The 24,728-nt window shown below is 42.3% G+C and carries 26 protein-coding genes; 6 read left to right on the forward strand and 20 right to left on the reverse strand.

Annotated features, from left to right (window positions below; genetic code table 11):
- Positions 1-5 precede the first annotated feature (5 nt).
- From efp to AC1DO4_RS03715, 7 genes are all read right to left on the reverse strand, one after another.
- Positions 6-569: an elongation factor P gene (gene efp / locus AC1DO4_RS03685; RefSeq protein WP_477400347.1), complete on the reverse strand. Its 564-nt coding sequence runs from the start codon at positions 567-569 to the stop codon at positions 6-8.
- A 232-nt stretch (positions 570-801) separates the two neighbouring features.
- A complete protein-coding gene (locus AC1DO4_RS03690) occupies positions 802-1,845 on the reverse strand; it encodes an NAD(P)-dependent alcohol dehydrogenase (protein WP_477413091.1) in 1,044 nt (347 codons plus the stop codon).
- 207 nt (positions 1,846-2,052) lie between these two features.
- The gene (locus AC1DO4_RS03695) at positions 2,053-2,673 is read right to left on the reverse strand and encodes an ABC transporter ATP-binding protein (protein ID WP_477413093.1); all 621 of its coding nucleotides are present in this window, start codon (positions 2,671-2,673) and stop codon (positions 2,053-2,055) included.
- A 109-nt stretch (positions 2,674-2,782) separates the two neighbouring features.
- The gene (gene lpxA, locus AC1DO4_RS03700) at positions 2,783-3,568 is read right to left on the reverse strand and encodes an acyl-ACP--UDP-N-acetylglucosamine O-acyltransferase (protein WP_477402182.1); all 786 of its coding nucleotides are present in this window, start codon (positions 3,566-3,568) and stop codon (positions 2,783-2,785) included.
- Entirely contained in the window at positions 3,565-4,971 is a 1,407-nt protein-coding gene (locus AC1DO4_RS03705; protein WP_477402184.1) for a bifunctional UDP-3-O-[3-hydroxymyristoyl] N-acetylglucosamine deacetylase/3-hydroxyacyl-ACP dehydratase, read from the reverse strand. The genes lpxA and AC1DO4_RS03705 overlap by 4 nt, the downstream gene beginning before the upstream one ends.
- 95 nt (positions 4,972-5,066) lie before the next feature.
- The gene (lpxD, locus tag AC1DO4_RS03710; protein WP_477413096.1) at positions 5,067-6,107 is read right to left on the reverse strand and encodes a UDP-3-O-(3-hydroxymyristoyl)glucosamine N-acyltransferase; all 1,041 of its coding nucleotides are present in this window, start codon (positions 6,105-6,107) and stop codon (positions 5,067-5,069) included.
- A 120-nt stretch (positions 6,108-6,227) separates the two neighbouring features.
- The gene (locus AC1DO4_RS03715) at positions 6,228-7,469 is read right to left on the reverse strand and encodes an HD domain-containing protein (RefSeq protein ID WP_477413098.1); all 1,242 of its coding nucleotides are present in this window, start codon (positions 7,467-7,469) and stop codon (positions 6,228-6,230) included.
- Between the two features lie 163 nt (positions 7,470-7,632).
- On the opposite strand from AC1DO4_RS03715, the gene porX reads away from it, so the two are divergent.
- Positions 7,633-9,186, forward strand: a complete 1,554-nt coding sequence (gene porX, locus AC1DO4_RS03720) for a T9SS response regulator signal transducer PorX (RefSeq protein ID WP_477413100.1) — start codon at positions 7,633-7,635, stop codon at positions 9,184-9,186.
- A 661-nt stretch (positions 9,187-9,847) separates the two neighbouring features.
- Here the strand turns inward: porX and AC1DO4_RS03725 are convergent.
- The 8 genes from AC1DO4_RS03725 to AC1DO4_RS03760 form a co-directional block, all read right to left on the reverse strand.
- Positions 9,848-10,585, reverse strand: coding sequence for a DUF4197 domain-containing protein (locus AC1DO4_RS03725; protein ID WP_477413102.1), 738 nt, complete (start codon positions 10,583-10,585; stop codon positions 9,848-9,850).
- A gap of 43 nt (positions 10,586-10,628) precedes the next feature.
- Positions 10,629-11,639, reverse strand: coding sequence for an inorganic phosphate transporter (locus tag AC1DO4_RS03730; RefSeq protein WP_477413104.1), 1,011 nt, complete (start codon positions 11,637-11,639; stop codon positions 10,629-10,631).
- Positions 11,640-11,659: 20 nt separating this feature from the next.
- The gene (locus tag AC1DO4_RS03735; RefSeq protein WP_477400951.1) at positions 11,660-12,310 is read right to left on the reverse strand and encodes a DUF47 domain-containing protein; all 651 of its coding nucleotides are present in this window, start codon (positions 12,308-12,310) and stop codon (positions 11,660-11,662) included.
- A 47-nt stretch (positions 12,311-12,357) separates the two neighbouring features.
- A complete protein-coding gene (locus AC1DO4_RS03740; RefSeq protein ID WP_477413107.1) occupies positions 12,358-13,422 on the reverse strand; it encodes a sensor histidine kinase in 1,065 nt (354 codons plus the stop codon).
- Between the two features lie 9 nt (positions 13,423-13,431).
- Positions 13,432-14,130, reverse strand: coding sequence for a methyltransferase domain-containing protein (locus AC1DO4_RS03745; protein ID WP_477413109.1), 699 nt, complete (start codon positions 14,128-14,130; stop codon positions 13,432-13,434).
- Positions 14,131-14,148: 18 nt separating this feature from the next.
- A complete protein-coding gene (locus AC1DO4_RS03750) occupies positions 14,149-15,273 on the reverse strand; it encodes an NAD(P)/FAD-dependent oxidoreductase (RefSeq protein WP_477413111.1) in 1,125 nt (374 codons plus the stop codon).
- Between the two features lie 6 nt (positions 15,274-15,279).
- Positions 15,280-16,389, reverse strand: coding sequence for a type III polyketide synthase (locus AC1DO4_RS03755; protein ID WP_477413113.1), 1,110 nt, complete (start codon positions 16,387-16,389; stop codon positions 15,280-15,282).
- 73 nt (positions 16,390-16,462) lie between these two features.
- The gene (locus tag AC1DO4_RS03760) at positions 16,463-16,993 is read right to left on the reverse strand and encodes a YceI family protein (RefSeq protein ID WP_477413115.1); all 531 of its coding nucleotides are present in this window, start codon (positions 16,991-16,993) and stop codon (positions 16,463-16,465) included.
- A 142-nt stretch (positions 16,994-17,135) separates the two neighbouring features.
- On the opposite strand from AC1DO4_RS03760, the gene AC1DO4_RS03765 reads away from it, so the two are divergent.
- Entirely contained in the window at positions 17,136-18,020 is an 885-nt protein-coding gene (locus tag AC1DO4_RS03765) for a UbiA family prenyltransferase (RefSeq protein WP_477413117.1), read from the forward strand.
- Between the two features lie 13 nt (positions 18,021-18,033).
- On the forward strand, positions 18,034-18,516 hold the full coding sequence (locus tag AC1DO4_RS03770; protein ID WP_477413119.1) for a hypothetical protein: 483 nt from the start codon (positions 18,034-18,036) through the stop codon (positions 18,514-18,516).
- Here AC1DO4_RS03770 and AC1DO4_RS03775 read toward each other — a convergent pair.
- The 4 genes from AC1DO4_RS03775 to AC1DO4_RS03790 all read right to left on the reverse strand — a co-directional run bounded on the left by AC1DO4_RS03775 (position 18,513) and on the right by AC1DO4_RS03790 (position 22,253).
- Positions 18,513-19,823, reverse strand: a complete 1,311-nt coding sequence (locus AC1DO4_RS03775) for a carbohydrate porin (protein WP_477413121.1) — start codon at positions 19,821-19,823, stop codon at positions 18,513-18,515. The two genes, AC1DO4_RS03770 and AC1DO4_RS03775, sit on opposite strands and share 4 nt — an antisense overlap.
- Positions 19,824-19,858: 35 nt before the next feature.
- A complete protein-coding gene (locus tag AC1DO4_RS03780) occupies positions 19,859-20,506 on the reverse strand; it encodes an HD domain-containing protein (RefSeq protein ID WP_477413123.1) in 648 nt (215 codons plus the stop codon).
- Positions 20,507-20,557: 51 nt separating this feature from the next.
- Positions 20,558-20,800: a helix-turn-helix domain-containing protein gene (locus tag AC1DO4_RS03785; RefSeq protein WP_477413125.1), complete on the reverse strand. Its 243-nt coding sequence runs from the start codon at positions 20,798-20,800 to the stop codon at positions 20,558-20,560.
- 334 nt (positions 20,801-21,134) lie between these two features.
- The gene (locus AC1DO4_RS03790; RefSeq protein ID WP_477413127.1) at positions 21,135-22,253 is read right to left on the reverse strand and encodes a DUF4407 domain-containing protein; all 1,119 of its coding nucleotides are present in this window, start codon (positions 22,251-22,253) and stop codon (positions 21,135-21,137) included.
- Between the two features lie 210 nt (positions 22,254-22,463).
- On the opposite strand from AC1DO4_RS03790, the gene AC1DO4_RS03795 reads away from it, so the two are divergent.
- The 3 genes from AC1DO4_RS03795 to AC1DO4_RS03805 are packed head-to-tail and all read left to right on the forward strand — an operon-like array spanning position 22,464 to position 23,885.
- Complete coding sequence (locus AC1DO4_RS03795; RefSeq protein WP_477413129.1) at positions 22,464-22,778, forward strand: rhodanese-like domain-containing protein; 315 nt, start codon at positions 22,464-22,466, stop codon at positions 22,776-22,778.
- A 3-nt stretch (positions 22,779-22,781) separates the two neighbouring features.
- Positions 22,782-22,970 carry a DUF6358 family protein gene (locus AC1DO4_RS03800; protein ID WP_477413131.1) on the forward strand — a complete coding sequence of 63 codons (189 nt, stop codon included), beginning with the start codon at positions 22,782-22,784 and terminating at the stop codon, positions 22,968-22,970.
- Positions 22,971-22,979: 9 nt separating this feature from the next.
- Positions 22,980-23,885: a prohibitin family protein gene (locus tag AC1DO4_RS03805; RefSeq protein ID WP_477413133.1), complete on the forward strand. Its 906-nt coding sequence runs from the start codon at positions 22,980-22,982 to the stop codon at positions 23,883-23,885.
- Between the two features lie 129 nt (positions 23,886-24,014).
- Here the strand turns inward: AC1DO4_RS03805 and pyrH are convergent, their stop codons facing one another.
- Positions 24,015-24,719 (reverse strand): UMP kinase, encoded by a 705-nt coding sequence (gene pyrH / locus AC1DO4_RS03810; RefSeq protein WP_477400928.1) that lies wholly within the window; start codon positions 24,717-24,719, stop codon positions 24,015-24,017.
- Positions 24,720-24,728 lie beyond the last annotated feature (9 nt).

The raw sequence follows: 24,728 nt of genomic DNA on the forward strand, positions 1-24,728 counted from the left end.
GGGGGCTATCCTTTTACTCTTTCCACATATGATCCGGTAGTGGTATCAACCTTTACTTTATCACCAATGTTGATGAATAGCGGTACGCGGATTTCGGCGCCGGTTTCAACGGTTGCATTTTTTAGGGCTCCGCTTGAGGTATCGCCTTTAACAGCCGGCTCGGTATACGTAATTTCAAGCTCGGCAGAGCCTGGGATAGAACCCATAATAGGTTCGTCGCTTTCAAAAGCTACTATTACGTTCATCCCCTCTTTCAGGAATTTAACGGCTGGACCAAAAAGAGTTTTGGGTATGTTATGCTGATCGTAAGTGGTGTTATCCATCACTACAAGCGCATCGCCATCCTCATATAAATATTGATAATCGTTGGTTTCAACACGGGCTATATCAACCTCTTCGTCGGTACGGAAACGGTACTCAACCAGCTTTCCCGATTTTACGTTACGCATACGCGCCTGGTAAAATGCACGCAAGTTACCTGGCGTGCGGTGTAAAAATTCTTCTACCTGTACTAACTCGCCGTTAAAGCGAAGCACATTTCCATTTTTAACATCTGATGCTTTGGCCATAAAATAATATTGAGGCGCAAAATTAGGGATTAGAATTGAAATGTGAGAAGTTAGATTTGAGATTTTTGTGGGCAGATATGAGATGTGAGATTTTAGATATGAGACACTTATGGGTCAATATAAAAACCGAAATCACTTAGTTTTTCGCATTTGCTAACGTTTATAAAATAAGATGTGAGATCAAAAAGCGGCAAATGCTGCTCTCTCAAATCTCACATCTAATATCTCAAATCTACAAAGTAGCTATATCAATTACAAAACGGTACCGTACATCACCTTTTACCATGCGGGCATAAGCGGTATCGATATCTTTTATATCAATCATTTCAATGTCTGACACTATGTTATGTTCGGCACAAAAATCAAGCATTTCCTGGGTTTCGGCCAAACCGCCAATGCCCGATCCGGCAAGGCTTTTACGGCCGCCTAATAAGCTAAAAGCCTGGATGCTGGCTGGCTCTGGCGGCACACCCACGCAAATATGTACGCCATTGGTTCTTAATAGCGACAGGTACATGTTAAAATCATGCGGCGCAGATACCGTATCCAGTATAAAATCGAAGGAGTTTTTAGCTGCTTCTATCTGTTGCGGATCGCTTGTAACTACAAAATGATGTGCGCCCAATGCTTTGGCATCGGCTTCTTTGCCTGGCGACGTACTCAACACAGTAACTTCGGCACCAAAGGCTACGCCAAATTTAACACCCATGTGGCCCAATCCGCCTAACCCTAAAACTGCCAGCTTATGGCCTTTGCCAACTTTCCAGTGCCTAAGCGGCGAATAGGTGGTAATGCCGGCGCATAACAATGGCGCGGTAGCGGCAAGATCAAGCTTATCTGAAATATGAAGCACAAAATCCTCATGAACAACAATACTGTTTGAGTAACCGCCATAGGTTGGGGTTTTATGGTCCTGCTCTAAACCGTTGTAGGTTTGCGAGTTGCCGTTTAAGCAGTATTGCTCCAGGTCCTGCTTGCAGTTTTCACATACCCTGCATGAGTCAACCAGGCAGCCTGTACCGGCCAGGTCGCCAACCTTAAACTTTTTCACATGGTCGCCAACTTTAACCACGCGGCCAACAATTTCATGGCCAGGTACCATTGGGAAAATCCCCGGAAACCAATCGTTTTTAATCTGGTGCAGATCGCTGTGGCAAACACCACAAAATAAAATATCAAATTGCACATCATGCGGACCAACGTCGCGACGCTCGAAGTCCCATGGCGCAAGGTTAGTGGTAGGCGACTGTGCCGCGTATCCTTTAACTGGTATCATAAGTAGTTTTAATTTTTGATTACCTAAAGGTACGTGAATAGATTTGAGATGCGAGGGATGAGATTTGAGATTTTGCCCGGAAGTTGCTGAATTATGACAATAGTATGCGGGGGGATAGATTTGAGATGTGAGATATTAGATATGAGATTTTGCCTGGGCCTTGCGCGGGGAACTTCTGTCTCAAATCTCAAATCTAATATCTCACATCTAATTTTTATAATCCGATATACTCAACCGATGCTTACAAAAGCCATATTCATGTTCCTGGTTTGAGCAGATGATGGTAAGGCGGCCTGTTGCAAATTGCTCAACCAGGCTTAAATACCAATCCACGCCCTGGGTATCCAGGTTTGAGGTGGGCTCATCAAGCATCAGCATAGGGGTATCGGCACAAAAAGCCAGGATCAGTTTAAGGCGCTGTTTCATGCCCGATGAAAAGTATTTAATAAGCTTGTTTTCGCTCTTGGGCAGGTTCAGCAATCCGATGAGTTGTTTTTTATCAACACCATTTTTATAGTTTTTAAACTTAAAATGGAAATCAACCATTTCACTCAGGGTAAACTCTTCAATCAGTTCAAGGTATGGTGCTGCAAGACTTAAGTGATGAAATACTTTATCAATCTCGACCGGTTTTTCCTGGGAAACAAAATCAATAGTACCCACAGATGGCGAAAGGCTGCCATTTAAAATCTGCAACAAGGTAGATTTTCCTGATCCATTTGGTCCAAGAATGGCGTATGATTCGCCACTGGTAAAAGTATGGCTTATCCCCCTGAAGATCCAGTCGCGGTTAAAGCGGCGGCCAATGTTATTTAGGGTGATGGTCATGAGATGTCTGAATCAGAATTTACAGAATTATAGAATGGGCAGAATAGTGAATGAACAAATTTACAGGATTCTGTTAATTTAAAAATCCTGTAAATTCTGATTCAGACAATTAAGAATTTCCAAACCCCTTCATGATGCCCCTTTGCGAATTTTGCAGGAAGTTGATGATCTCATCGCGTTCAACGCTTGGGGTAAATTCGGCTTCGATGATATCAAGAGCCTTACTTACATTATATTTTTTGAGGAACAGGATGCGGTAGATCTCCTGGATCTCGTTGATAGTAGCTGCAGAAAATCCCCTGCGGCGCAAACCAACCGAGTTGATCCCTACATATGATAACGGCTCGCGACCGGCCTTGGTGAACGGTGGCACATCCTTACGTACCAACGAACCGCCGGAAATCATGCTATGTGCGCCAATTTCAACAAACTGATGAACGGCAGATGATCCGCCGATAAAGGCGTAGTCATAAACATTAATGTGCCCGGCTAATTGTACCGCATTGGCAATAATCACATTATCGCCTATAACGCAATCATGTGCCACGTGTACATAGGCCATCAACAGGCAATTGCTGCCAATAGTAGTGGTATTTTTATCCAAAGCAGTTCCGCGGTTAAGTGTTACGCATTCGCGGATGGTTGTATTGTCACCAATAGAAACGGTACTTTGTTCGCCCTTGTATTTCAAATCCTGTGGTGGTGCAGATATTACGGCACCCGGGAAAATACGGCAGTTTTTACCAATCCGGGCACCATCCATAATAACGGAGTTGGAACCGATCCAGGTACCCTCGCCAATTTCAACATCCTTGTGGATGGTTACAAAAGGTTCAATCACCACATTATCGGCTATTTTAGCCTGTGGGTGTATATATGCTAAAGGCTGGATCATGCTTCTGTTCCTTTTACTTTTACAATTTGTGCCATTAATTCGGCTTCAACAACAACCCTTTCGCCAACCATGCCTACTCCCTTCATTGTGGCAATTCCCCGCCTTATGGGGGCCAGCAGGTCGCAAATATAAATAATGGTGTCGCCGGGTACTACTTTACTTTTAAAACGGGCATTCTCTATCTTTAAAAACAAGGTAAGATAGTTTTCGGGATCGGGAACGGTATTTAAAACCAGGATGCCGCCGGTTTGTACCATACCTTCAATTTGCAGCACACCCGGAAAAATGGGGGCGCCAGGGAAATGTCCTTTAAAAAACTCCTCGTTAATGGTTACATTTTTCATGCCCACAACGTGGTTTTTGGTCAATTCCAATATCTTATCTATCATTAAAAAAGGTTGCCTGTGCGGTAACATGCCCATAATTTCAACCGTATCAAATACAGGCTTCGCATTTGGGTCGTAAACTTTAACCTGCTTACGGCTTTTTTCTTTTTTAATCAGGGTTTTTATTTTTTTAGCGAAGGCCACATTGGCAGCATGGCCGGGGCGGGCCGCCATAATGTGTCCTTTCAGGGGTACACCTACCAGGGCCAGGTCGCCTATCATATCCAGTAGTTTATGCCTTGCGGGCTCGTTCTGGTGGCGCAGCTCAATGTTATTAAGTATCCCCTGTGGGGCTACGTTAATATCTTTACGGTTAAATAGTTTGGCAAGGTGGGCAAGCTCTTCGTCATCAACCTCTTTATCAACAACCACGATGGCATTGTTAAGGTCGCCGCCTTTTATCAGGTCGTGCTTTAACAGCATTTCCAGTTCATGCAAAAAGCAAAAAGTACGGCATGATGCTATTTCCTTTTTAAACTCGCCAATGGTTGATATACTGGCATGCTGGCTGCCCAATACCTGCGAGTTATAATCAACCATACAGGTAAAGCGGTAATCATCTAAAGGCATGGCAACCATCTCTACCTTGCGGTCGGGCTCCGAGTAATGAATGTTATAGGGTATGTGATAATATTCGCGGTCGGCTTCCTGTTCAATCAAACCCGTTTCCAGGATAACATCAACAAACTGTATCGAGCTGCCATCCATAATGGGCGTTTCGGGGCCGTCCATATCAATAAGTACATTATCAACCTCCAAACCCACCAATGCCGCAAGTACGTGCTCCACGGTGTTTACAGTTGCACCATTTTGTGAAATAGTGGTACCGCGTGAGGTATCTGTAACGTTATCAACATCCGCATCAATTATGGGCGAACCGGGCATATCAACCCTCCTGAATTTGTAGCCATGGTTTTCGGGGGCGGGGTTAAATGTCATGGTTACCCTTTGGCCGGTATGTAAGCCGGTGCCCGAAACCGAAACAGGTGTTTTAATGGTTCTTTGTTTTACATTCATTTTTTATAGTTCATTGGTTCATTAGTTTATTGGTTCATTGGTGAATAGTTCATTATTGCCATCAGAAAAGACCAATGAACTAATGAACCAGTGAACTAATGACCTTTTCTTAATTCGGTAATTATTTTTTCTAATTCGTTTATTCTTTTTTCCAGTTCGGGCAGGCGGTTTATCACCACGTTTGAACGCATATTGGCACTATAAAGTGTGGCCGGGCTGCCCGCCCATTTTTTACCCTCTTCGGTAATGCTACGGCTAATGCCCGATTGAGCCTGCACCTGGGTACGGTTTGCAATAGTGATGTGGCCTACCAAACCAACCTGGCCGCCTAATATCACATTTTCGCCAATCTTGGTGCTGCCCGATATTCCTGTTTGGGCCGCAATAACTGTATTAGCGCCAATCTCTACATTATGGGCTATCTGGACCAGGTTATCCAGCTTTGCACCTTTACGTATAATTGTCGACCCCATAGTCGCCCTGTCAATAGTTGTATTTGAGCCTACCTCCACGTCATCCTCTAAAATCACATTGCCTATTTGCGCAACTTTGGTATAGGTTCCGTCGGCGTTGGGCGCAAAGCCAAAACCATCGCTGCCTATCACAGCTCCTGAATGTACAATAACATTATCGCCTATAACGCAATCAAAGTAAACTGTAACGCCCGAAAACAAGGTAACATTATTACCTATCGTCACATTATCGGCAATGTTAACATTGGGATAAATTTTACAATTGTCGCCAATTTTTGTATTAAGGCCAATGTAGGCAAATGCACCAATATACGGTTCGGCGCCTATTTGTGCCGAGGGATGGATGAAGCAGGGCTCTTCAATGCCTTTTTTGTTGAGTTTGAAGGTGTTATATTTTTCAAGCAGAACCGAAAATGAACTGTACGCATTCTCTACCCTTATTAAGGTAGCGGTAACCGGGCCGGTAAGCTGCAGGTCGTTATTTACAATAACTACCGAAGCGTTTGTAGTATATAAATACTGCTCATACTTAGGGTTGGCCAAAAAAGAAAGGCTGCCGGGAGTGCCTTCTTCTATTTTAGCCAGTTGATGAACGGTTACCGAAGGATCACCTTCAACAGTTCCGTTGAGCAGAAAACTTATATCCTGGGCAGTAAATTGCATCGACAAATTTAAATGTTAAAATTAAAGCAGCAAATTAATAATTGTGGGTATCAAGTATCAAGTAGTTAGTATCAAGACCGCTGCCTGATACGATTCTTAAAAAAATCTAACTACTTGATACTAACTACTTGCTACTTCTATCAGCTCCTTACTATAACAAAGTATGTATTTTTTTACGGTTTTAGCTAATGCCTCTAAATTTGAGTTATCGCTTGCCGTTGTAATATCATGTACCTGGCCATCCTTCATTAATATACCAATGTTGCCATCGCCGGCGGTATAGGCATTGTTACGGATGGACGTGGTGAAAACAAAGTATTCGGCATCCTGCTTGCTTACACCATATTTTTGCATGGCCTTTTTGGTAAGTGTGTCTACAAATGCTTTATCGGGCTGCTGATTGCTGATGTCAACATGATAAAGGTTACGCCGCACCAGGTTTTGTGATAGCCTGGATAACACAAAATCAGGATGCCCTGCCCAAACTTTTACTGCCGACATGATATCAGCATCATCCAGGCTGGCAAAAGTATCAAGGTGATGGTCTTCATTCATGAAAGCATCCCTGCTGATGCTGTTTTTAATAAAATGCTTCAGGGCGGGAGTAGCAAAAAGATCTTCGCCCTTTAAAGCAAGCTCGCGGCAGCGTTTAAAAACTTTTCCCAACAGCTCCTCGCCGGCAATTACGGTTTTATGCAGGTAAACCTGCCAGTACATGAGGCGGCGGGCTATCAAAAACTTTTCTATCGAATAAATGCCTTTCGCTTCAACCACTATATGATCGTCTTTAACATTCAGCATTTTAATGATCCGGTCAGAGCTGATCACACCTTCGGAAACACCGGTAAAAAAGCTGTCGCGGTTCAGGTAGTCAAGCCTGTCCATATCTAACTGACTTGATACCAGCTGATGAAGAAATCTGCGGGGGTAGGTATCGTTAAAAATACTGATAGTCATGGCCAGCCGCCCGCCAAACTGCTCGTTAAGCTTATTCATGAGCATAGATGATATATCCTCATGGTTGATCCCTTCAATAATGGTACGCTCCAGCGCGTGCGAGAAAGGACCATGGCCAACGTCATGCAGTAATATAGCAATGGTAACGGCTTCCTCTTCTTCTTTGCTTATGTTGTGGCCTTTGTACCGCAGGGTTTCAATAGCCATATCCATGAGGTACATAGCGCCCAGTGCATGATGGAAGCGGGTATGAAGCGCACCGGGGTAAACCAGGTGCGTCATCCCCAATTGCTTGATATACCTTAGTCTTTGAAAGTAAGGGTGTTCAATCAGGTCGAATATCAGCTCTGTGGGGATACTGATGAAGCCGTAAACCGGGTCGTTTATTATTTTCTTTTTATTCAATGGACTCAATAAAGTGCAAAAATGTAAAACAAAGGTAAAATAAGCGCCCGATGTTTGTTAAATTTTGTTAATACCTTTACTCAATCACAACAAAACCGTCTCTTTGGGGTTTACTGACTGAATCAGAATTGTTTCTGATTCAGACTATTTAAGTACAGATACTATGCAAGATACAACCATTTTATGGGCTGATGACGAAATTGACCTGTTACGACCACATATACTTTTCTTAAACGAAAAAGGCTACAAGGTTACAACCGTAACCAACGGCAACGACGCAGTTGATACTTTTAAAAATAACTATTTCGACCTGGTTTTCCTTGATGAGAACATGCCCGGCCTTACCGGCCTGGAAACGCTGCAGCAAATAAAAAACATTAATAACGATGTACCTATTGTGCTGATTACCAAGAACGAGGAAGAATATTTAATGGAGGATGCCATCGGTTCAAAAATTGATGATTACCTGATAAAACCGGTTCACCCTAAGCAGATACTGCTTACCATTAAAAAGCTTACCGAAAACAAGCGCCTGGTTACCGAAAAAACCACCATGGCCTACCAAATGGATTTTCGCACACTTGGTATGACGCTGAATGATAACCTGAGCCACCAGGAATGGGTTGATGTTTACAAAAAACTTATTTACTGGGAGCTGGAACTGGAAAAACTGGAAGATGCCGGGATGCACGAGATATTGACCATGCAAAAAGCCGAGGCCAATATGCAGTTTTGCAAGTTTATTGAACGCAACTATTTAAACTGGATCAAAAACCCGGATTTGGCGCCTACCAGTTCGCCGCAGCTGTTTAAAAAGAAGGTGTTCCCTAAGATGGATGGCAAGGGCCCATTGTTTTTTATACTGATAGATAACCTGCGGTTCGACCAGTTTAAGATCATCAACCCCATAATATCAGAATATTTCAGGCTGGAAGAAGAAGATACCTATTACAGTATTTTACCTACAGCTACCCAATACGCCCGTAACTCCATTTTTAGCGGGCTTATGCCTTTGGATATGGAAAAAAGGTATCCGCAAATGTGGCAAAATGATGAGGATGAAGGCGGTAAAAACCTTTTCGAATCTGAATTTATTGCCGATCATTTAAAACGGGTATTAAAAAGGGACTGCAAGTACTCGTACCATAAGATCCTTAACATCGACGAAGGCCGTGCGCTGAATGAATCGGTAAGTAATTTGATGAATAACGAGCTGAATGTGGTTGTATACAACTTTGTTGATATGCTGTCGCATGCACGTACAGATATGCAAATGATTCGTGAACTGGCAAGTGATGACGCGGCTTACCGGTCATTAACCCTATCATGGTTTGAACACTCGCCTTTGTTTGACCTGCTTAAATTTTTAGCGCAGAAACAAGTACGGGTAATTATTACTACCGACCATGGTACCATCCGCGTAAAAAACCCGAGCAAAATTGTGGGTGACAGGAATACCAATACCAACCTGCGTTACAAACAAGGTAAAAACCTTAATTATAATGCCAAGGAGGTGTTTCACATTCGTAACCCACACGATGCTATGCTGCCAAAGCTACACCTAAGCTCAAGCTTTGTGTTTGCCAAGGAAGACAGCTATTTTGTGTACCCGAACAACTACAACCATTTTGTTAATTTTTATAACGAAACCTTCCAGCATGGCGGCATCTCGTTAGAAGAAATGATCATTCCGGTAGTAACTTACGGGCCAAAGTAATAGCCCCTCTAAATCTCCCCTGAAGGGGAGACTTTAAAATATAAAAGGCCAATCGTTTTGCGATTGGCCTTTTATATTTTAAATCCGTCATTGCGAGTAACCACCAGCCGAGTTGGAAAAAATAGTAATGACATGTATGGGTACCACAATCACCTCGTGATCGTCATTGCGAGGAGGTACGACGAAGCAATCCCCAAAATACAGAGCGGATTTGCACAGCTACTCTGTAAGTTGGGGATTGCTTCGTTCCTCGCAATGACGGGTAAGAGATTTATGCTTAAAAATACTCTTCGTTGTAAGAGGTAGCATGATTGTTAAAAAAGGCCTGTCATGCTGAGTGGTAAAATTTCGCGAAATTCTGAAGGGGAAATGACAGCGATTTAATCCCCAATGTCATGCCGAACTTGTTTCGGCACCCCACATGCTAAGTGTACTTCGTACGGGTCACCTGTCCTGTGGGATCCCGAAACAAGTTCGGGATGACTTCCGTTTTTCAACTTGTCATGGGTTGCCTGTCGAAGCATAGCGGGTGAGGGCCTCTACGCGCGGCCCTTCGACAGGCTCAGGGTGACAGGCCGATTACTCGCATAAGTAAACGCGTCATCACGATTTTTTTCAGGTTCTTACCTGATAGTTACTCGCAATGACGCTCTATTATTATCTATTGCCCGCTCTTTTTCTTATCCGCAAAAGAAAATACCTTTTGCAATAGTGGCGTAGTACGCGCGCCTAAATTCTGGCGAATGTTTAATTCTTCTTTGGCTATTTCCACAAATAAGCCATCTATAGCTTTTTGAGTTACATAATCGCTGATATCGGGGTTGATCTTAGATACAAACGGAACTTTGTTATAGGCCTGCGCGGCATCGGTATAATATTTTGTTGCGCCAACCTTGTTTAAGCTCACCTGGATTACCGGTTTAAACTTGCCGGATAATTGTGCTGTGGTGGTACGTTTAAAATAAAGGGTTGCGGCATCCTGGCTGCCTAATAAAATATTGGTAACATCCTGCAGGGTCATTTGCTTTATAGCGCCAATAAATATGGGTTTTGCCTGTACTGCGGCGTCTTCTGCCGCATGGTTGAGGGAAGTTATCACGTTATCACAAAGGTTGCCTAAACCAATGCTCCTGAGGGTTTTCTCTGCTTTTTGAGCTTCGGGCGGAAAAAGTATTTTAACCTCGGCATTCTTCAAAAAGCCATTCACTACCGAAAGTTTGTCTGAGCTTTTACCGGTGCCTATTTCAAGTGCCTGTTTAAGGCCGTTGCCAATTTCTAATGTAGTAGGATTGCCCTGGGGAATTGTTCCGGCAGCCTGGGCTACCTGGTTCAGTGTATCGCAACTGCTAAGTGTTATAAAGAACAATAAAACAGTTATTGAAAATATTTTTGTTTTCATAGTGGTTAAAAATAGCAAAAATGCCGCCAACTGTTTTAAAAAATTATCCAATCGCCTTTAATAAGGCAAATACACCTGCAGCAATTAAAGCAGAAATAGGAATAGTTATTATCCAGGCCCAAACCAGGTTGATGGTTACGCCCCAGCGTACTGCAGAAACACGCTTGGTTAAACCAACACCAATAATTGAGCCCGTGATGGTATGTGTTGTTGAAACAGGAATACCAAATCTTTCAGTTATAAAAAGGGTAATGGCACCGGCAGTTTCGGCACTTACACCTTCAAGCGGTGTAACTTTGGTGATCTTTGATCCCATAGTTTTAACAATCTTCCAGCCGCCAGACATGGTTCCGGCCGCGATAGCGGTATAACAAGCCAGCGGAATCCAATCTGGCATAGGGGCACCCGAATGAATTACTTTTGCTGCAATTAAAGTTACATATAAAATACCCATTACCTTTTGCGCATCATTACCACCATGTGCAAAACTCAATGCCGCGGCAGATACCAGTTGTAATCTTTTAAACCAACGCTCGGCAGTGGCCGGCTTTGCACGTTTACAAATGTTTAATATCAGGATGGTTACAATATAAGCCATAAGCAGCCCGATAAAAGGGGCCAAAACAATATATGCTATAATTTTAAGCACGTATTGCATTTCAATAGCATGTAATGCGTTTGCGCCCATATATAGGGCATTTGTCATACCCGCGCCCGCAAAACCACCTATAAGCGTATGCGACGAGCTTGAAGGAATACCAAACCACCATGTAATTAAATTCCAGGAGATAGCGGCTATTAAACCCGCAAGTATTACGTGTAAGGTTACATAATGCTCAATAACAATTTTTGATACGGTATTGGCAACTTTATGATCCTTAATAAAAAAATAGGCCGCAAAATTAAATACTGCAGCCATTAACACTGCCTGGAAAGGCGTAAGTACCTTAGTTGATACTATGGTAGCAATAGAGTTGGCGGCATCATGAAAACCGTTTGTGTAATCAAATATTAGTGCAAGTAAAACAATAACAACAAGTAAGGAGGTAACCATTTAGTGATTATTAGGTATGCTTAAGCGTTTTTAACTAATATTGATTCCATTACATTTGCTGCATCCTCGCACATATCAGTAGCTGTTTCAAGGGCGGCAAGTATCTCTTTATATTTTATCAGGCGGATAGCGTCTTTTTCATAAAGAAACAGATCGGCCACGGCGCGGTCAAATACATAATCAGCCTGGTTTTCAACACTGTTTATCCTGATACATGAATCGGCAATGTTGCGTACATTACGCAGATCCTTTAATTCGCGCACAGCTTTTTCCAGGTCGATGCTGGCCTGTAAAATGAGGTCGGATAGTTTACGGATGTGTTCATTAAAATCATCTATCCTGTAAAGGCTCATCCGGTTAGCTGCACCTTGTATATAATCGGCCACATCGTCAATAGCAGTAGCTAAGGCATGAATATCCTCACGATCAAAAGGGGTAATAAAGTTTTTACCCAGCTCAAGATAGATCTGGTGTGTAAGCTCATCGCCTTTGTTCTCCAGCTTATCAATCTGTTTAAACAACTCCTCGCGGGTAACCGCGTTGTTTGAGTTTACAGCTTCAACCAATATAGTACCCATGGTAACTACGTTGCTTGCTGCTTGCTCAAATAAAGGAAAAAATATTTTTTTGTCCTTTGGTACAAAATACTGGAAAATGCTGTTAAGTGACATATTGTTTTAAATTGAGGTAAAGGTACGGTTGCTATGTTAAATTAATGTTAACTTTTTAACACTGGTATGTTTGGGAAAGGTAAAGTTTGTTTTGCTCTTTGCAAAGTAAAGCCAAAGGTAGATCCCAAACCCTCTGTACTGCGCACATTTATGGTTTGCTGATGTGCTTCAATAATATGTTTTACTATGGCCAAACCCAATCCCGAGCCGCCTATTTGCCTTGAACGGCTGGTATCTGTGCGGTAAAAACGCTCAAACAAGCGCGGAAGGAACTTTTCTTCTATGCCAATACCATCATCGGTAACTTCAACCAAAACCTGGTCGTCAAGTACAAAAAGACTGAGCGAAGTGCTGCCTTCTTCTTTCCCATATTTAAAAGAATTATCAATCAGGTTAACAAGTACCTGCCGTATTTTTTCACGATCAGCATATACCACAATCCCGTCATCATATTTTTGTTTGAATATGAGCTTGATTTTGTACTGTTTGCCCTTTATCTCTAATGATTCAAATACCTCTTTTATAAGGTCATTGATCTTAAATTTTGTGTAATTAATAGGAATCTCCCCTGATTCCAGCTTCGAGATCTCATCCAGATCTTTAATAAGATAACTTAGGCGATCAACATTTTTTGAGGCTTTCTCCAAAAATTGCCTTGCCATTTCCCGGTCGTCAAAATCATCATCCTGCAGGGCTTCGATGTATCCCTGTATAGCAAAAAGCGGGGTTTTAAATTCGTGGGAAATATTTGATAAAAAGTCGCGGCGGAATTTTTCCTGTTTGCGCAATTCATCAATTTCGGATTTTTTTTGTTTTGCCCATTCCTTTACTTCCTGTTCAACATCGTCAATAGGGTTGGCTGTAATATGCTCGCCCAGGGCATCACGCAGGTCGCGGCCTAACTTTAAATTATGGATAAGTTTATAAATAAGTTTAATACGCGAGTAGATGTATTTTTCTATCAGGTAGTAAAATACAAAATAGCTTACGGCAAGGGTAGCCGTAAAAGTAATCATAACATCGTACCACTTATGTTGAAAATAGAAGTTTACAGCCGACAGCGTTATTGCAACACCTATTGCTGTAACCAAAACCAATACGCGCAAATTCATAGCGTAAAGCTACGATTTATAGATCATTAAGTGCCAGCGGAAAGGCCACTTCCATGTTAAATTAAAGTTATCAATTCCTGCATTTTTAAGCAGGGTTAATAATTCTTGTTTTTTGAACGCCCGCTTTACCGATAGCGGACCATCATAACGTACCATTTTATTGCGGGTTAAAACGTTGGTTATAAATATAACAGCGTAGTATAACAGCCAATGCCGGTGCAAATCGGTAATGATAATTCCCTTGCGGGCCGATGCATACATGTTTTTGATCATCTGTATCCAATGCTCATCATCAAAGTGGTGTGTAAACAGGCTGCTGATAATGATGTCGTGTTTACCCAGTAAATAAATATCGTTTATCACATCGGCTTGTACATAACTGATATTATTAAAGCCCTTTGATTCTTTACGTGCAAAATTGATTACAGCAGGGGCCGCATCAATACCTGTAAGTTTTAGGTGTATTTGCTGTTGTTTGGCCCATTTGGCAATAGCAATCAGGGTATCGCCGCCGCCGCAACCCCAGTCGCTAACAGCGTAACCATTATGTACCGGGAATTTTTTGAGGGTGTTAATTATACTGTTATGGCCGCCAAACCAGGAGTTTACTTTGCCCAACCCCTCCAAAACCGGGACAATTTCTTCATCGGGCAAATTGAGATCATCCATGATCTCGGCATCAAAAGCTCGGGTTGTTAAATTGGGCATAATATAAATACATCAACCTTATGAAAAAGGTTTTCCATGGGTTTTACTGATCAAATAACGCGATAAGGATGGCAAACCATTTAGCAGCTGAAGTGTAAGGGCGGTAGTATTGTTATTGCCGAATAAACGCTGTAACTGGCGCCCAACCCATAAACGCTGTGCAAATTGCCTGTTCCAGGTTTCCGTATAGTCGGCTTCAAGAGCAGCACGATTACTATTGGTAAAGCTGCCAGGCTTATAGTGGCTGATGATTTTTTCTGACAGGATCTTAGCCGAGTGGATAGCCATAGTCATGCCATTGCCGCAAAGCGGGGCAATCATCCCTGCTGTATCGCCACTCATGAGGATATGGTTATCAACCGGAGCCTTTTTCTCAAACGAGATCTCGTTGATCACCTCGGGCTTATCCAGCAAAAATTCGGCATGGGTAAAAATATCATCGAGGTATGGGTTTTTACGGATGATATTCTCTTCCAAAGCCTGCAGTGTACCGTACTTTCGAAGATCATCCCGGTGGGCCATATAGCACATGCAATACCTGTCGCCATCTGTTTTGCTCACTCCGCAGTAACCATCTTTATAATTATTAAGCTGAATAAGGTCATCCGGAAAATCGATCCGTACATGGAACTTTACAGCCAGGTAGGGGCTTCGCTTATAAAAGAATGGCCGTTTTAACTTTTGATCAAGATTTGAGCGCTTGCCAAAGGAGCCTATTACCAGCGGGGCTGTCAATACTTCGCTCGGCGTAACAACTTCAAAATAATTATTATTAAACCTCACATCCTCTACCCGGGTGCCTGTCATGAAGTTTACACCTTCTATCGCTGCTTTATGGTACAGGAAGTTATCAAACGTATACCGGCTCAAGCCAAAACCACCCAGGTCGAGCTTTTGTGAAAGCCTGGTGCCCGATGCTGCTGTAACTTCCAGCCGATTAATGCGGGAAACATTTAATTGATCAAGATCGATATCCAGTTTGCTGAGAAAAGGAATCACTTCATTGGAGATGTACTCGCCGCATACCCGGTGCATGGGGTATGTTTTTTTTTCGATCAGGGTAACTTTTAATCCGGCGCGGTTAAGCAGTATTGCATTAAACAATCCTGCCAGGCCGCCGCCAACTATTATTACATCGCTCATTTCGGGTTAATGCATTTCAAGTATCATACCTTCAACCGTTAAACCGGGCCCAAAAGCAAAGCTCATGATCTTTTGATCAATAAGATTGCCGGCCTTCAGCATTTTCTGCAATACAAAAAGAATAGTGGCAGATGACATGTTTCCATATTCCTGTAATGTTTGGTAAGCAAATGCATTGCTTTCTTCCGGAAGTTCCAGTGCTTCTTCAACCGCTTCCAGTATTTTACGGCCACCGGGGTGTACTGCATATGCGGTGATCTGCCCGGCATCAAGCTTGGCTTTTTGTAAAAATCTGCCGGTTAAGGCCTTGATGTTTTTTTTGATCTGCTTAGATACGCGCGATGTAAGCTTCATTTCGAAACCGGTATTACCAACATACCAGCCCATATCATCGCGGGCTTCGGTCACAAATTCCGAGTAGAAATTCTTTAAAGAAAAATATGTTCCCTGGCCCAGGCGCTGCGAGGTATTTTCAACCAATACTGCCGCGGCGCCGTCAGAGAACAGGGAGTTGGCCACCCAATTATCCAGCGTGTTCTCTTTTTGGAAGTGTAGCGTGCATAGTTCAACGCTTACCACCAATACTTTAGCTTCGGGGTTGGCACGGCAAATATAATCGGAAACCTTAAGAGCGTTTATGGCGCCGTAACATCCCATAAAATTGATACAGGTTCGCTCGGTATCACGATTCAGGCTAAGCTTTTCTACCAGTTCAATATCAATGCCGGGAGCATGCATCCCGGTACAGCTGACGGTTATCAGGTGGGTTATTTGTTGTAAAATACCTTCTTCAAAACCCGACAGGCAATTTTTTACCGCATTAATAGCGATATCTATAGCCTCCTGCTCATAAATCTTCAATCGTTTTTGTGTGTCGGGAAAAGGCTCAAAACTTCCGGATTGATCAAAAAAGGTATAATTGGATGGATCGCTTTCCCCAAAATCAGGAATTACCGAATAACGATGATCGATCCCCGAATTATCGTAGATGCTTTTGAGCCTCGCCGCATTGGTTTTATCCAACCCAAAAGCGTTCACCATAAAATGGTAAATATCCTGCTGGGCGATACGGTTATGGGGATTTGCTATCCCGATGGCGCTAATGCAACTCTCCATTTTATACTGACCTTAAAGCTTAAGGCCCAAAGCCCGAAGCAAAGTATTTTGATATCTCCGATACAAATTTATTTCAATTACTTACCTCAGTTTCTACCGAGATATTGGCTTCATTTGATAAGATGACGTTTTTGCCTCCAATACCAAAGTCTGTTCTTAAAACCTGGAAATCACCCTTAAACACAGCGGAGTTACCCGTTTCAATATACGTAAAAGGTATTTCAATCAGCTTTGTTTTATCTTTAATAGTTACGTTAAAATTACCTGTAAAGTTGTTTCCGCTTTTGTGTTTAAAAGAAACCGACTTCAAGGTGATCTTAGGATACCTGGCTACATCAAAGTAATCCTCGCTCTTCAGGTGGCTATCCCTGCTTTCGCTATCCGTATTAACGGTGTTTGATGCAACCGAAGCCTCAATTGAGCTGGTGGCGAGACTGGAGGGCTTAAAATTAATATCGGCGCTAAAACCTCCATAAGTACCCGCTACGTTAAAGCCCAGATTTTTAATTTTAAAGGTAACTGCCGAACGGGTTACTTTGCTTTGCGCGAAAGATGTTGCTGCTAAAAAAAATAAAATCGCGATGGTAAATAATTTCTTAATCATGTTACTGCTAACGTGGATTTCAAACATAATGATTTATCTGTAACTAATTTTTACATTAGTAAGATTAGGCAACCCGTTGTAGGTTTAATACGTTTCAACAAATAGTATTGGTTGCCTTTACCTGTTAAAATACTGTTTCTGTATGAACTTAAAACAAATTATACCTACTTCATCAGCCTGGGCGCACATGCGTTTCGTATTCTCGGTTTTTTTGCTGCCGGTATATTTGTTTGCTTTTAGCCAGGTGCCGTTTATTGATCCGGTTAACGCCATACTTGTGTTTTTAATATGGCACCTTCTTGCATTCCCGGCGAGCAATGGCTATAACAGTTATTTTGATAAAGATGAAGATAGTATTGGTCTTTTAGAAAAGCCGCCCGAAGTAGATATCAGCCTGTATTATTTTTCAATACTGCTGGAGGCTTTAGCTTTCTTATTGGGATTTTTGATTGGTTGGGAATTTGCTTTTGCGGTGTTGTTATATGGCATCATGTCGAAACTTTATAGCCACCCTGCAACCCGGTTAAAAAAATACCCTGTCATTAGTTTTCTTACCGTTTTCTTTTTCCAGGGAGCGTTTGTTTATTATGTTACTTTTTCGGCATTAAGTGGTTTAAGTTTATTCAGGCATTGGGATGCCGGCTTTATAGTAGCCGGGGCAATTTGCTCCTGCCTTATAGGCGCATCGTACCCGTTAACGCAGGTTTACCAGCATCAGGAAGATAGCCGCCGCGGGGACAGGACCATCAGCCTGGTGCTGGGCTATAAGGGATCGTTTATTTTATCGGGTGTTTTATTTGCATTGGGGATTGCCTGCTCTTTTTATTACTGGCATGCAGCAGGTAAAATGTTCAACTTCTATTTTTTCCTGGTGTGCGCACTGCCCATATTTTTATTTTTTAATTACTGGTTTTATAAGGTGGGCAAATCAACAGAAAACGCCAATTTTAAAAATGCCATGCGCATGAATTTTTTAAGCGCGGGTTGTATGCTGGTTTATTTTGGGGTACTGGTATTTATGGGATAACCTGCTTAGAAATATGGACGGGACAAGAGTTTATAAATACAATCCATATTTTATTTTACCAATGGTACTTTTTGGCCTTTTATCGGCGCAGCCGGTTTATTCGATATTTACAAAGCTGATCGTTTATAAAGATTATTCCAGCGCTATCATAGTGGTGCTGCTTATTGATTATTTCCTGATATTTTTTGTTAAGCACACTTATTACGTGATAAAGGGAATTCGCGCTATAATAATAACCCCTGACTTTATTTTTATTCAGAAAAGGGGCTGTGCCATTGCCTGGCGGGATATAGAGAGCATAGACAAAGGGCGGGGATTAAGAATGTCGTTGAGAAAGACATGGAAGAATTGGGGCGAAATAAAGAACCCGGTAATCAGGACATATTACCGGGTTCTTGCAGACAATGTTTCAATGGAAGGTATTTTAATAGCCGGCGATACCGAACAAATGAGCATCACCATAAGGGATTATTATTTTAAATACCGGTACAATTAAAATTCCACATGCGCCCTCATCGAAAACACATTTACCGGGCCGCGATCTTTATTGTAAGCCGGGTTTAGTATAAACTGGTAATCCGGCGTAAGCCAGAATTTTTTTTGATAGGCGTTTATTTTATAATACAGCTCGGCTATCAATTCATGACTGTAATTCAGCTTGCCATCACCAATAATAAAGCCATAGCCGCCCGCAGCCAGGTAATCACTATGGGGTTTGGATAGGCCGTTTGCCACAAATGCCAATGCTAACTCGTCATCGCCGCGTTTCCATGAACTGCCCTTCAGTACGCCTCCAAAACTTAATGACCTATCTATTTCAGTAAAATACCAGGTTTCGGTATGACCATTATTATAGCTTAGCTTGGCAAATACCCCAAAGTCTTTGCTTAGGTATTGATCGGCGCTGATGCCAAAACCGTATTTATGCTTGCCATAAACTAAATTGGTATCCACAACCGGGTTAACCTTGTTAATGGCCAGTGCCTGGCGATAATCGCCCATTTTGCCATTGTTACGGAAACCTAAAACCCTTAGCGTTCCTTTATTGCCGTTAAGTGTGTAGCGTCTTTCGTACTCCAGGGTTTGGGTATTGGCCTTCCCTATTTTCGCATCCCAGATAGCGCCGTTAGCTGTGGTTGTCGACATGGTGAAGGCAAACCTTAACGTCCAGTTAGGCATTCCTAATTCGGTATGTATACCCATGGCATAGCCCCGGGTATTGGCCGGGTAATCCCAGGCGCCATTATCCATTAATGACCAGTTCATGAACTGTGAGCGTGGGTCGTGGCTAAATTCGTTACCATCGTAAAAATCGGCCATGCCAAATTTACCTGCGGTTACCGAGAAATAGCGTTTGCTTTTTAAGCCCGCAAGCTGGTTAGCATCATCCTGAATGGTGTCTTTATCTTTTCCCCATTCAAAATTCTGTGTAAAGTACAGGCGGGCTATATAGATCTTGGGATCTGAACCACCAACCCTAAAGGTTTCGCCATTTGGGAAACCGGCTACACCCAGGGTTTTGCTCAGGCCCGATCCTCCAGACATTTCGGGGTTAAAATAAGCCGAGGCTCCTTTCCATAACCTGGCGCCGCCAAAAAAGGTAGTAGTAATTGAGCTTTGTGTTTCTGATTTGGTAAGCAAGCTGTTATCGCCTGTATAATCCGCTCCAAACGATGGTTTATACTGGGTTATTATAGTTTGTTGAAAATGAAAGTTAAAGCGCTGCTGTTTAAGCGTATCCTGAGCTTTTGCGGCGAGAGAGATACCTAACAGGGAAATTATAAAAGGTAAAGTTTTTTTCATGGGTAATAGTTAAATGCTGAAACGAATATTGAAACCTATGGTTTACACTCGAGGTGGAATTGCTGCAAATAGGTTTCCATGAACGCGTGGCGTTGGTCGGCCATTTTACGGCCGGTTGCGGTGTTCATTTTATCTTTCAATAGTAATAGTTTTTCGTAAAAGTGGTTAATTGAAGGCGTTGGGGAATTTTTATATTCCTCTTTGTTCATGTTTAAATTAGGTTCAACCTCCGGATTATAAATTTCCCTGCCTTTAAAGCCGCCATAGTTAAAAGCCCTTGCTATCCCAATAGCGCCAATGGCATCAAGCCTATCGGCATCCTGTACTATAGCCAGTTCGGGCGAGTAAAAAGTTGGTTTATCAAAGCTCGATTTAAAGGATATATGCCTGATGATCTGCTGTACATGCTCAATCACCTCCGCTTCAACATCTGCACTTTGCAGGTATTTGCCGGCAGTAAACGGTCCAATTTCTTCATCGCCATTATGGAATTTGCTATCGGCTATATCATGAAGCAGGGCGGCAAGTTCAACAGTAAGCAGGTCGGCTTTTTCTGTTTTTGCAATCAGTTTGGCGTTGGTCCATACGCGGTGTATGTGCCACCAGTCGTGGCCGCCTTCAGCATTTTTAAGGGTATCACGTACAAATTGTACTGTGCTCCTGATCAGGTTTGCGTTTTCCATCCGGTTGCAAAGATATTATTGCCCGGGATGAAACAGCGGATAATTTTTAAATTACTGCGCAACGGATGGGTTTTCTGTATCTATCAGGCTATGGATATCTACTTCTAATACGGCAGCAATCTGAAAAAGCCTTTCAACGGTTATTTTGGTATACCCTAACTCAATTTTGCTATAGGCGTTTTGCGATATATTCAATTTTGCGGCAAGGTATTCCTGTGTGTAGTTTAACTGTTCGCGCGTTTTCCTGATATTTACTGCAATCGCCCTGACTTTGTAATTCAGCGTTTCTTTCATCCCAATGTATTATGTATTAAATGATAATATAAACGGGATTTATAAAAGCTTGGATTTACATTTTTTATTTTTAAGATTTTTTTGAAAGTTGAGGTATGCTTTTTTTGAAGCTGTTTAAATTTGATTTATTAATGTTTTTATACTTCTAACGAAATACATTTCCACGCGTCATTGCGAGGCACGAAGCAATCCCTAACTACGCAGATCGGATTTGCAAAGCTACTCTGTAAGGCGGGGATTGCTTCGTGCCTCGCAATGACGGTCTATTTATTTATTTTAAACAGCTCCTTAGGGGGAAATTAACGGCTAAATGTATAGCCGCTGTCCAATTGCTTTAATCATAATTATGGCGCTCAAAATCGTAGTCGGATTGGGTTGAGATGATCTTCTTGCGCCGCTGGACATCGGTATCCAGGTTATGGTCGTAAATATTATCAGTAACCGTCATGTCCCGGTCCTTTTCTTTATCGGCCATATAAAGGTTGGCTTCGGCCGTTTTCCCGATCGCCGCATCATATGGCCCCCTGGGCGACATCAGCTTTACAAATACCGGCAGGCACTCAAATAAAATAAACAGGTAGCCAATGAATGAAATGGCCATATAGGTATCAAGGTCCCGGGTGCCGTTTTCGTTGAAGGATAGCTGCCCAAGCGCCCAGTTACGATCGGCAAAGCCGGCTACGTTGGCCAGGCTGTCCAGCTGATGATCATTAAATAATCTGGCATTGTTTAAACCTTCAAATTCTTTACGCCGGCTCAGGTATTGGTCCATCTCGCCAAGGTTGCCGGTTACTGCTTTCAGGCGATTTTCTTTTTCCTCTAATACACTTTGTTTTTGCTTGGCGTAGGTGCCATACCCGGTAATGCCCGATGTTTGGTTGGTTTTATCGCCAAATACTTCCTGGTTCAGCAGGAAACGGGTGCGGTTGATATCTTTTTCCAGAGAGTCTTTCTCCTTTTTCAGGTCGCTATTCTTACCCATTTCCATCGCATACTTTTGGTTGTATGTTTTTTCCAGGGTGTCAATTTTACGGTGCTGGCCTTTAAGGTAGGAGGATTTTAATTTTTGGCGAATCTCTTTATCAAATATCTTCAACTCCAACGGGCGGGATATAACTATACCTATCATAATAGCCAGCAGGATACGCGGGGAGGCCTGCAGGATCTGCTGGTTGGTTGTACCTTCTTTATTAATGCTGGATACAATATAGCGATCCATGTTAAAAATAGCCGTTCCCCACAGCAGGCCAAACAAAATAGCAAAGCCTACTGCAAAAGCATCGCCATTAAAAACAAAATACATGGCATAGCCGCCAGATAGGGAGGCAAACAGGGCGGTAAAAAATATAGTAGCTCCAATACCTACATATTTATTATGCTCGATAGGGTATTTTTTTAACGTATCTATATGTGCTCCTGAACAAAACCAGAAAAAGCGGGTAACTTTTTTCATCTATATGATCTGTTTAAATTTAATGCCGGTTTAATATTTGTGTAAAATTATCAGATCGGCATTGCTTAATTTACTGCCTTTTGTTGCTCAAAATAACGTATTGCTAAGTAAACCATATAATAAACGCTCCCGGGCATTGATTGTTACAAAAATATCGTGTAATTATTTGCAATAGAAAAAAAGCTACCTTTGAGTATTAATTTATTTATCATGAACGAGATAACCGTACAGGAACTAAAAGAGAAAATTGACAAAGGTGAAGATTTTCAGCTGATTGACGTTAGGGAAGATTTTGAATACGAAACATCAAACCTTGGTGGGCAGTTAATACCCCTTGGTGGCATATTAATAGAGGCCGAAAAGATTAATAAAGATAAGCCCGTAGTGGTAATGTGCCGCAGTGGTAAACGCAGCGCGGCCGCCATTATGCAGTTGGAGCAGCGTGGTTTTACCAACTTATATAACTTAAACGGCGGTATTTTAGCCTGGGCCGCAGAAATTGACCCTACACTTAATGTTTATTAGTATATGGGCTTTAAATTAGTGCTCAATGTATTATATACCATAGGTGCAGTATTGTGCGCTTTTGTGGCATATCAATCATTCATGGCCAAAAACTATCTTTATATGGGTGTTGCCGTGTTTGTTTGTCTGGTTGTTATTTTCTTAAAAATAAGACTGTTAAAAGACGTAAGAAACTCACAGAAAAAGGTGTAACTTCATTGCATGTTTATAGCAATATTAGGAGTTATTGTACTCGTGGTGGGTATAGTGCTCAAACGCTCGCCCGAGCCCGCAAATCATTTTAGTAACACTGTAAGTATAGTTGGTGGAGTGATGGTGGCCGTTGGCCTGCTGTTGTCCATGTTTAAGGTTATTGAACCGGGCCATGCAGGTGTGCAGTCCCTTTTTGGTAAAGTGCAGGATAATGTGTTAGAAAGCGGTTTGCATATAGTTAACCCCGCTGTGGAGATAACCGTTTTTGATACCCGGACGCAAACTTATACCATGAGTGCAGTTAGCAGCGAGGGCCAAAAAGAAGGTGACGATGCTATTAGGGTATTATCATCTGATGGGTTAGAGGTTAGCATCGATCTTTCGGTGCAATATAAAGTAAGCCCTGATAAGGCACCCTTCATCCTTCAAAATATTGGCGTAGATTACCTGGAAAAAATTGTTCGCCCCGTATCGCGTACCGCTATACGAGACAATGCTGTAAATTATGCCGCCGTTGACCTGTATTCAACCAAAAGGCAGGAATTTCAGGATAAAATAAACCGTTATATAACAGCAAACTTTGTAAAAAGGGGCCTGGAGCTTCAGCAGATCCTGGTTCGTAACATCACCCTGCCTGCGTCTGTAAGAGCGAGCATCGAATCAAAGATCAACGCCGAGCAGGACGCTCAAAAAATGCAGTTCGTTTTACAAAAGGAGAAACAGGAAGCCGAACGTAAGCGTGTAGAAGCCCAGGGTATAGCCGACTATCAAAAGATACTATCCACAGGATTATCTGACAAGCAATTACAGTATGAAAGTATCAAAGCTCAAAAGGAAATTGCCCTATCGTCGAATGCCAAGGTAATCATTATCGGCGGAGGCAGGGGGAACCCTATAATGCTGAGTGATAAGTAGATAAAAACACTAATTTCACGAATTGGATCGAATTTCACGAATGAACAGCAGACTTACGAAGTTTTTAAAACTTCGTAAGTCTCTCTACTGTTAATGTCCTTTTTTTACYTTCTGTTTCAGGAAAGGACCCTATCTAACCAGGGTACCAATTGCTTCACCATTGGCAATCTTCATAAAGTTGCCTTCTTTGTTCATGTCAAATACAATAATAGGCAGCTTGTTTTCCTGGCAAAGGGTAATGGCCGTCATATCCATTACATTTAGGCCTTTATCGTATACTTCCTGGAACGAGATCTCGTCATAGCGGGTAGCACTGGGGTCTTTTTCCGGATCGGCGGTGTAAATACCATCAACACGGGTGCCTTTCAGTACCACATCGGCTTTAATTTCAATAGCGCGTAATGATGCCGCGGTATCTGTAGTAAAATACGGGTTTCCGGTACCGGCACCGAAAATTACTATTTTACCAACTTCTAAATGATGCATTGCCCGGCGGCGGATGTAAGGCTCACAAATCTGTTCCATTTTAATGGCCGATTGCAGGCGGGTTTCCACGCCTATGCTTTCCAGCGCGTTTTGCAGTGCCATGCAGTTGATCACAGTAGCCAGCATCCCCATATAATCAGCCTGCGCACGCTCCATGCCCGATTTTTCGGCACTCAGACCCCTGAAAATATTACCGCCACCAACAACGATCGCTATTTCCATACCGGTATCGTACACGTTTTTTATATCCTGGGCATATTGCAAAACCTGGGCATTATCAATGCCATATTGCCTGCTGCCCATTAACGATTCGCCCGAAAGTTTCAGTAAAATTCTTTTGTATTTCATTTGGTGTGA

The organism is Mucilaginibacter sp. P5_A6, from assembly GCF_056400585.1.

Bases quoted from the DNA above. Each gene is read 5' to 3' on its own strand.
- AC1DO4_RS03795 (WP_477413129.1), top strand. From the start codon at position 22,464: ATGAACGAGATAACCGTACAGGAACTAAAAGAGAAAATTGACAAAGGT.
- lpxD (WP_477413096.1), bottom strand. From the start codon at position 6,107: ATGCAATTTACTGCCCAGGATATAAGTTTTCTGCTCAACGGAACTGTT.
- lpxA (WP_477402182.1), bottom strand. From the start codon at position 3,568: ATGATCCAGCCTTTAGCATATATACACCCACAGGCTAAAATAGCCGAT.
- AC1DO4_RS03780 (WP_477413123.1), bottom strand. From the start codon at position 20,506: ATGGAAAACGCAAACCTGATCAGGAGCACAGTACAATTTGTACGTGAT.
- AC1DO4_RS03755 (WP_477413113.1), bottom strand. From the start codon at position 16,389: ATGGAGAGTTGCATTAGCGCCATCGGGATAGCAAATCCCCATAACCGT.
- AC1DO4_RS03695 (WP_477413093.1), bottom strand. From the start codon at position 2,673: ATGACCATCACCCTAAATAACATTGGCCGCCGCTTTAACCGCGACTGG.
- AC1DO4_RS03770 (WP_477413119.1), top strand. From the start codon at position 18,034: ATGGACGGGACAAGAGTTTATAAATACAATCCATATTTTATTTTACCA.
- AC1DO4_RS03790 (WP_477413127.1), bottom strand. From the start codon at position 22,253: ATGAAAAAAGTTACCCGCTTTTTCTGGTTTTGTTCAGGAGCACATATA.
- AC1DO4_RS03725 (WP_477413102.1), bottom strand. From the start codon at position 10,585: ATGAAAACAAAAATATTTTCAATAACTGTTTTATTGTTCTTTATAACA.
- AC1DO4_RS03690 (WP_477413091.1), bottom strand. From the start codon at position 1,845: ATGATACCAGTTAAAGGATACGCGGCACAGTCGCCTACCACTAACCTT.
- AC1DO4_RS03800 (WP_477413131.1), top strand. From the start codon at position 22,782: ATGGGCTTTAAATTAGTGCTCAATGTATTATATACCATAGGTGCAGTA.
- pyrH (WP_477400928.1), bottom strand. From the start codon at position 24,719: ATGAAATACAAAAGAATTTTACTGAAACTTTCGGGCGAATCGTTAATG.
- AC1DO4_RS03765 (WP_477413117.1), top strand. From the start codon at position 17,136: ATGAACTTAAAACAAATTATACCTACTTCATCAGCCTGGGCGCACATG.
- AC1DO4_RS03735 (WP_477400951.1), bottom strand. From the start codon at position 12,310: ATGTCACTTAACAGCATTTTCCAGTATTTTGTACCAAAGGACAAAAAA.
- AC1DO4_RS03745 (WP_477413109.1), bottom strand. From the start codon at position 14,130: ATGCCCAATTTAACAACCCGAGCTTTTGATGCCGAGATCATGGATGAT.
- efp (WP_477400347.1), bottom strand. From the start codon at position 569: ATGGCCAAAGCATCAGATGTTAAAAATGGAAATGTGCTTCGCTTTAAC.
- AC1DO4_RS03775 (WP_477413121.1), bottom strand. From the start codon at position 19,823: ATGAAAAAAACTTTACCTTTTATAATTTCCCTGTTAGGTATCTCTCTC.
- AC1DO4_RS03740 (WP_477413107.1), bottom strand. From the start codon at position 13,422: ATGAATTTGCGCGTATTGGTTTTGGTTACAGCAATAGGTGTTGCAATA.
- AC1DO4_RS03785 (WP_477413125.1), bottom strand. From the start codon at position 20,800: ATGAAAGAAACGCTGAATTACAAAGTCAGGGCGATTGCAGTAAATATC.
- AC1DO4_RS03805 (WP_477413133.1), top strand. From the start codon at position 22,980: ATGTTTATAGCAATATTAGGAGTTATTGTACTCGTGGTGGGTATAGTG.
- AC1DO4_RS03705 (WP_477402184.1), bottom strand. From the start codon at position 4,971: ATGAATGTAAAACAAAGAACCATTAAAACACCTGTTTCGGTTTCGGGC.
- AC1DO4_RS03730 (WP_477413104.1), bottom strand. From the start codon at position 11,639: ATGGTTACCTCCTTACTTGTTGTTATTGTTTTACTTGCACTAATATTT.
- AC1DO4_RS03750 (WP_477413111.1), bottom strand. From the start codon at position 15,273: ATGAGCGATGTAATAATAGTTGGCGGCGGCCTGGCAGGATTGTTTAAT.
- porX (WP_477413100.1), top strand. From the start codon at position 7,633: ATGCAAGATACAACCATTTTATGGGCTGATGACGAAATTGACCTGTTA.
- AC1DO4_RS03760 (WP_477413115.1), bottom strand. From the start codon at position 16,993: ATGATTAAGAAATTATTTACCATCGCGATTTTATTTTTTTTAGCAGCA.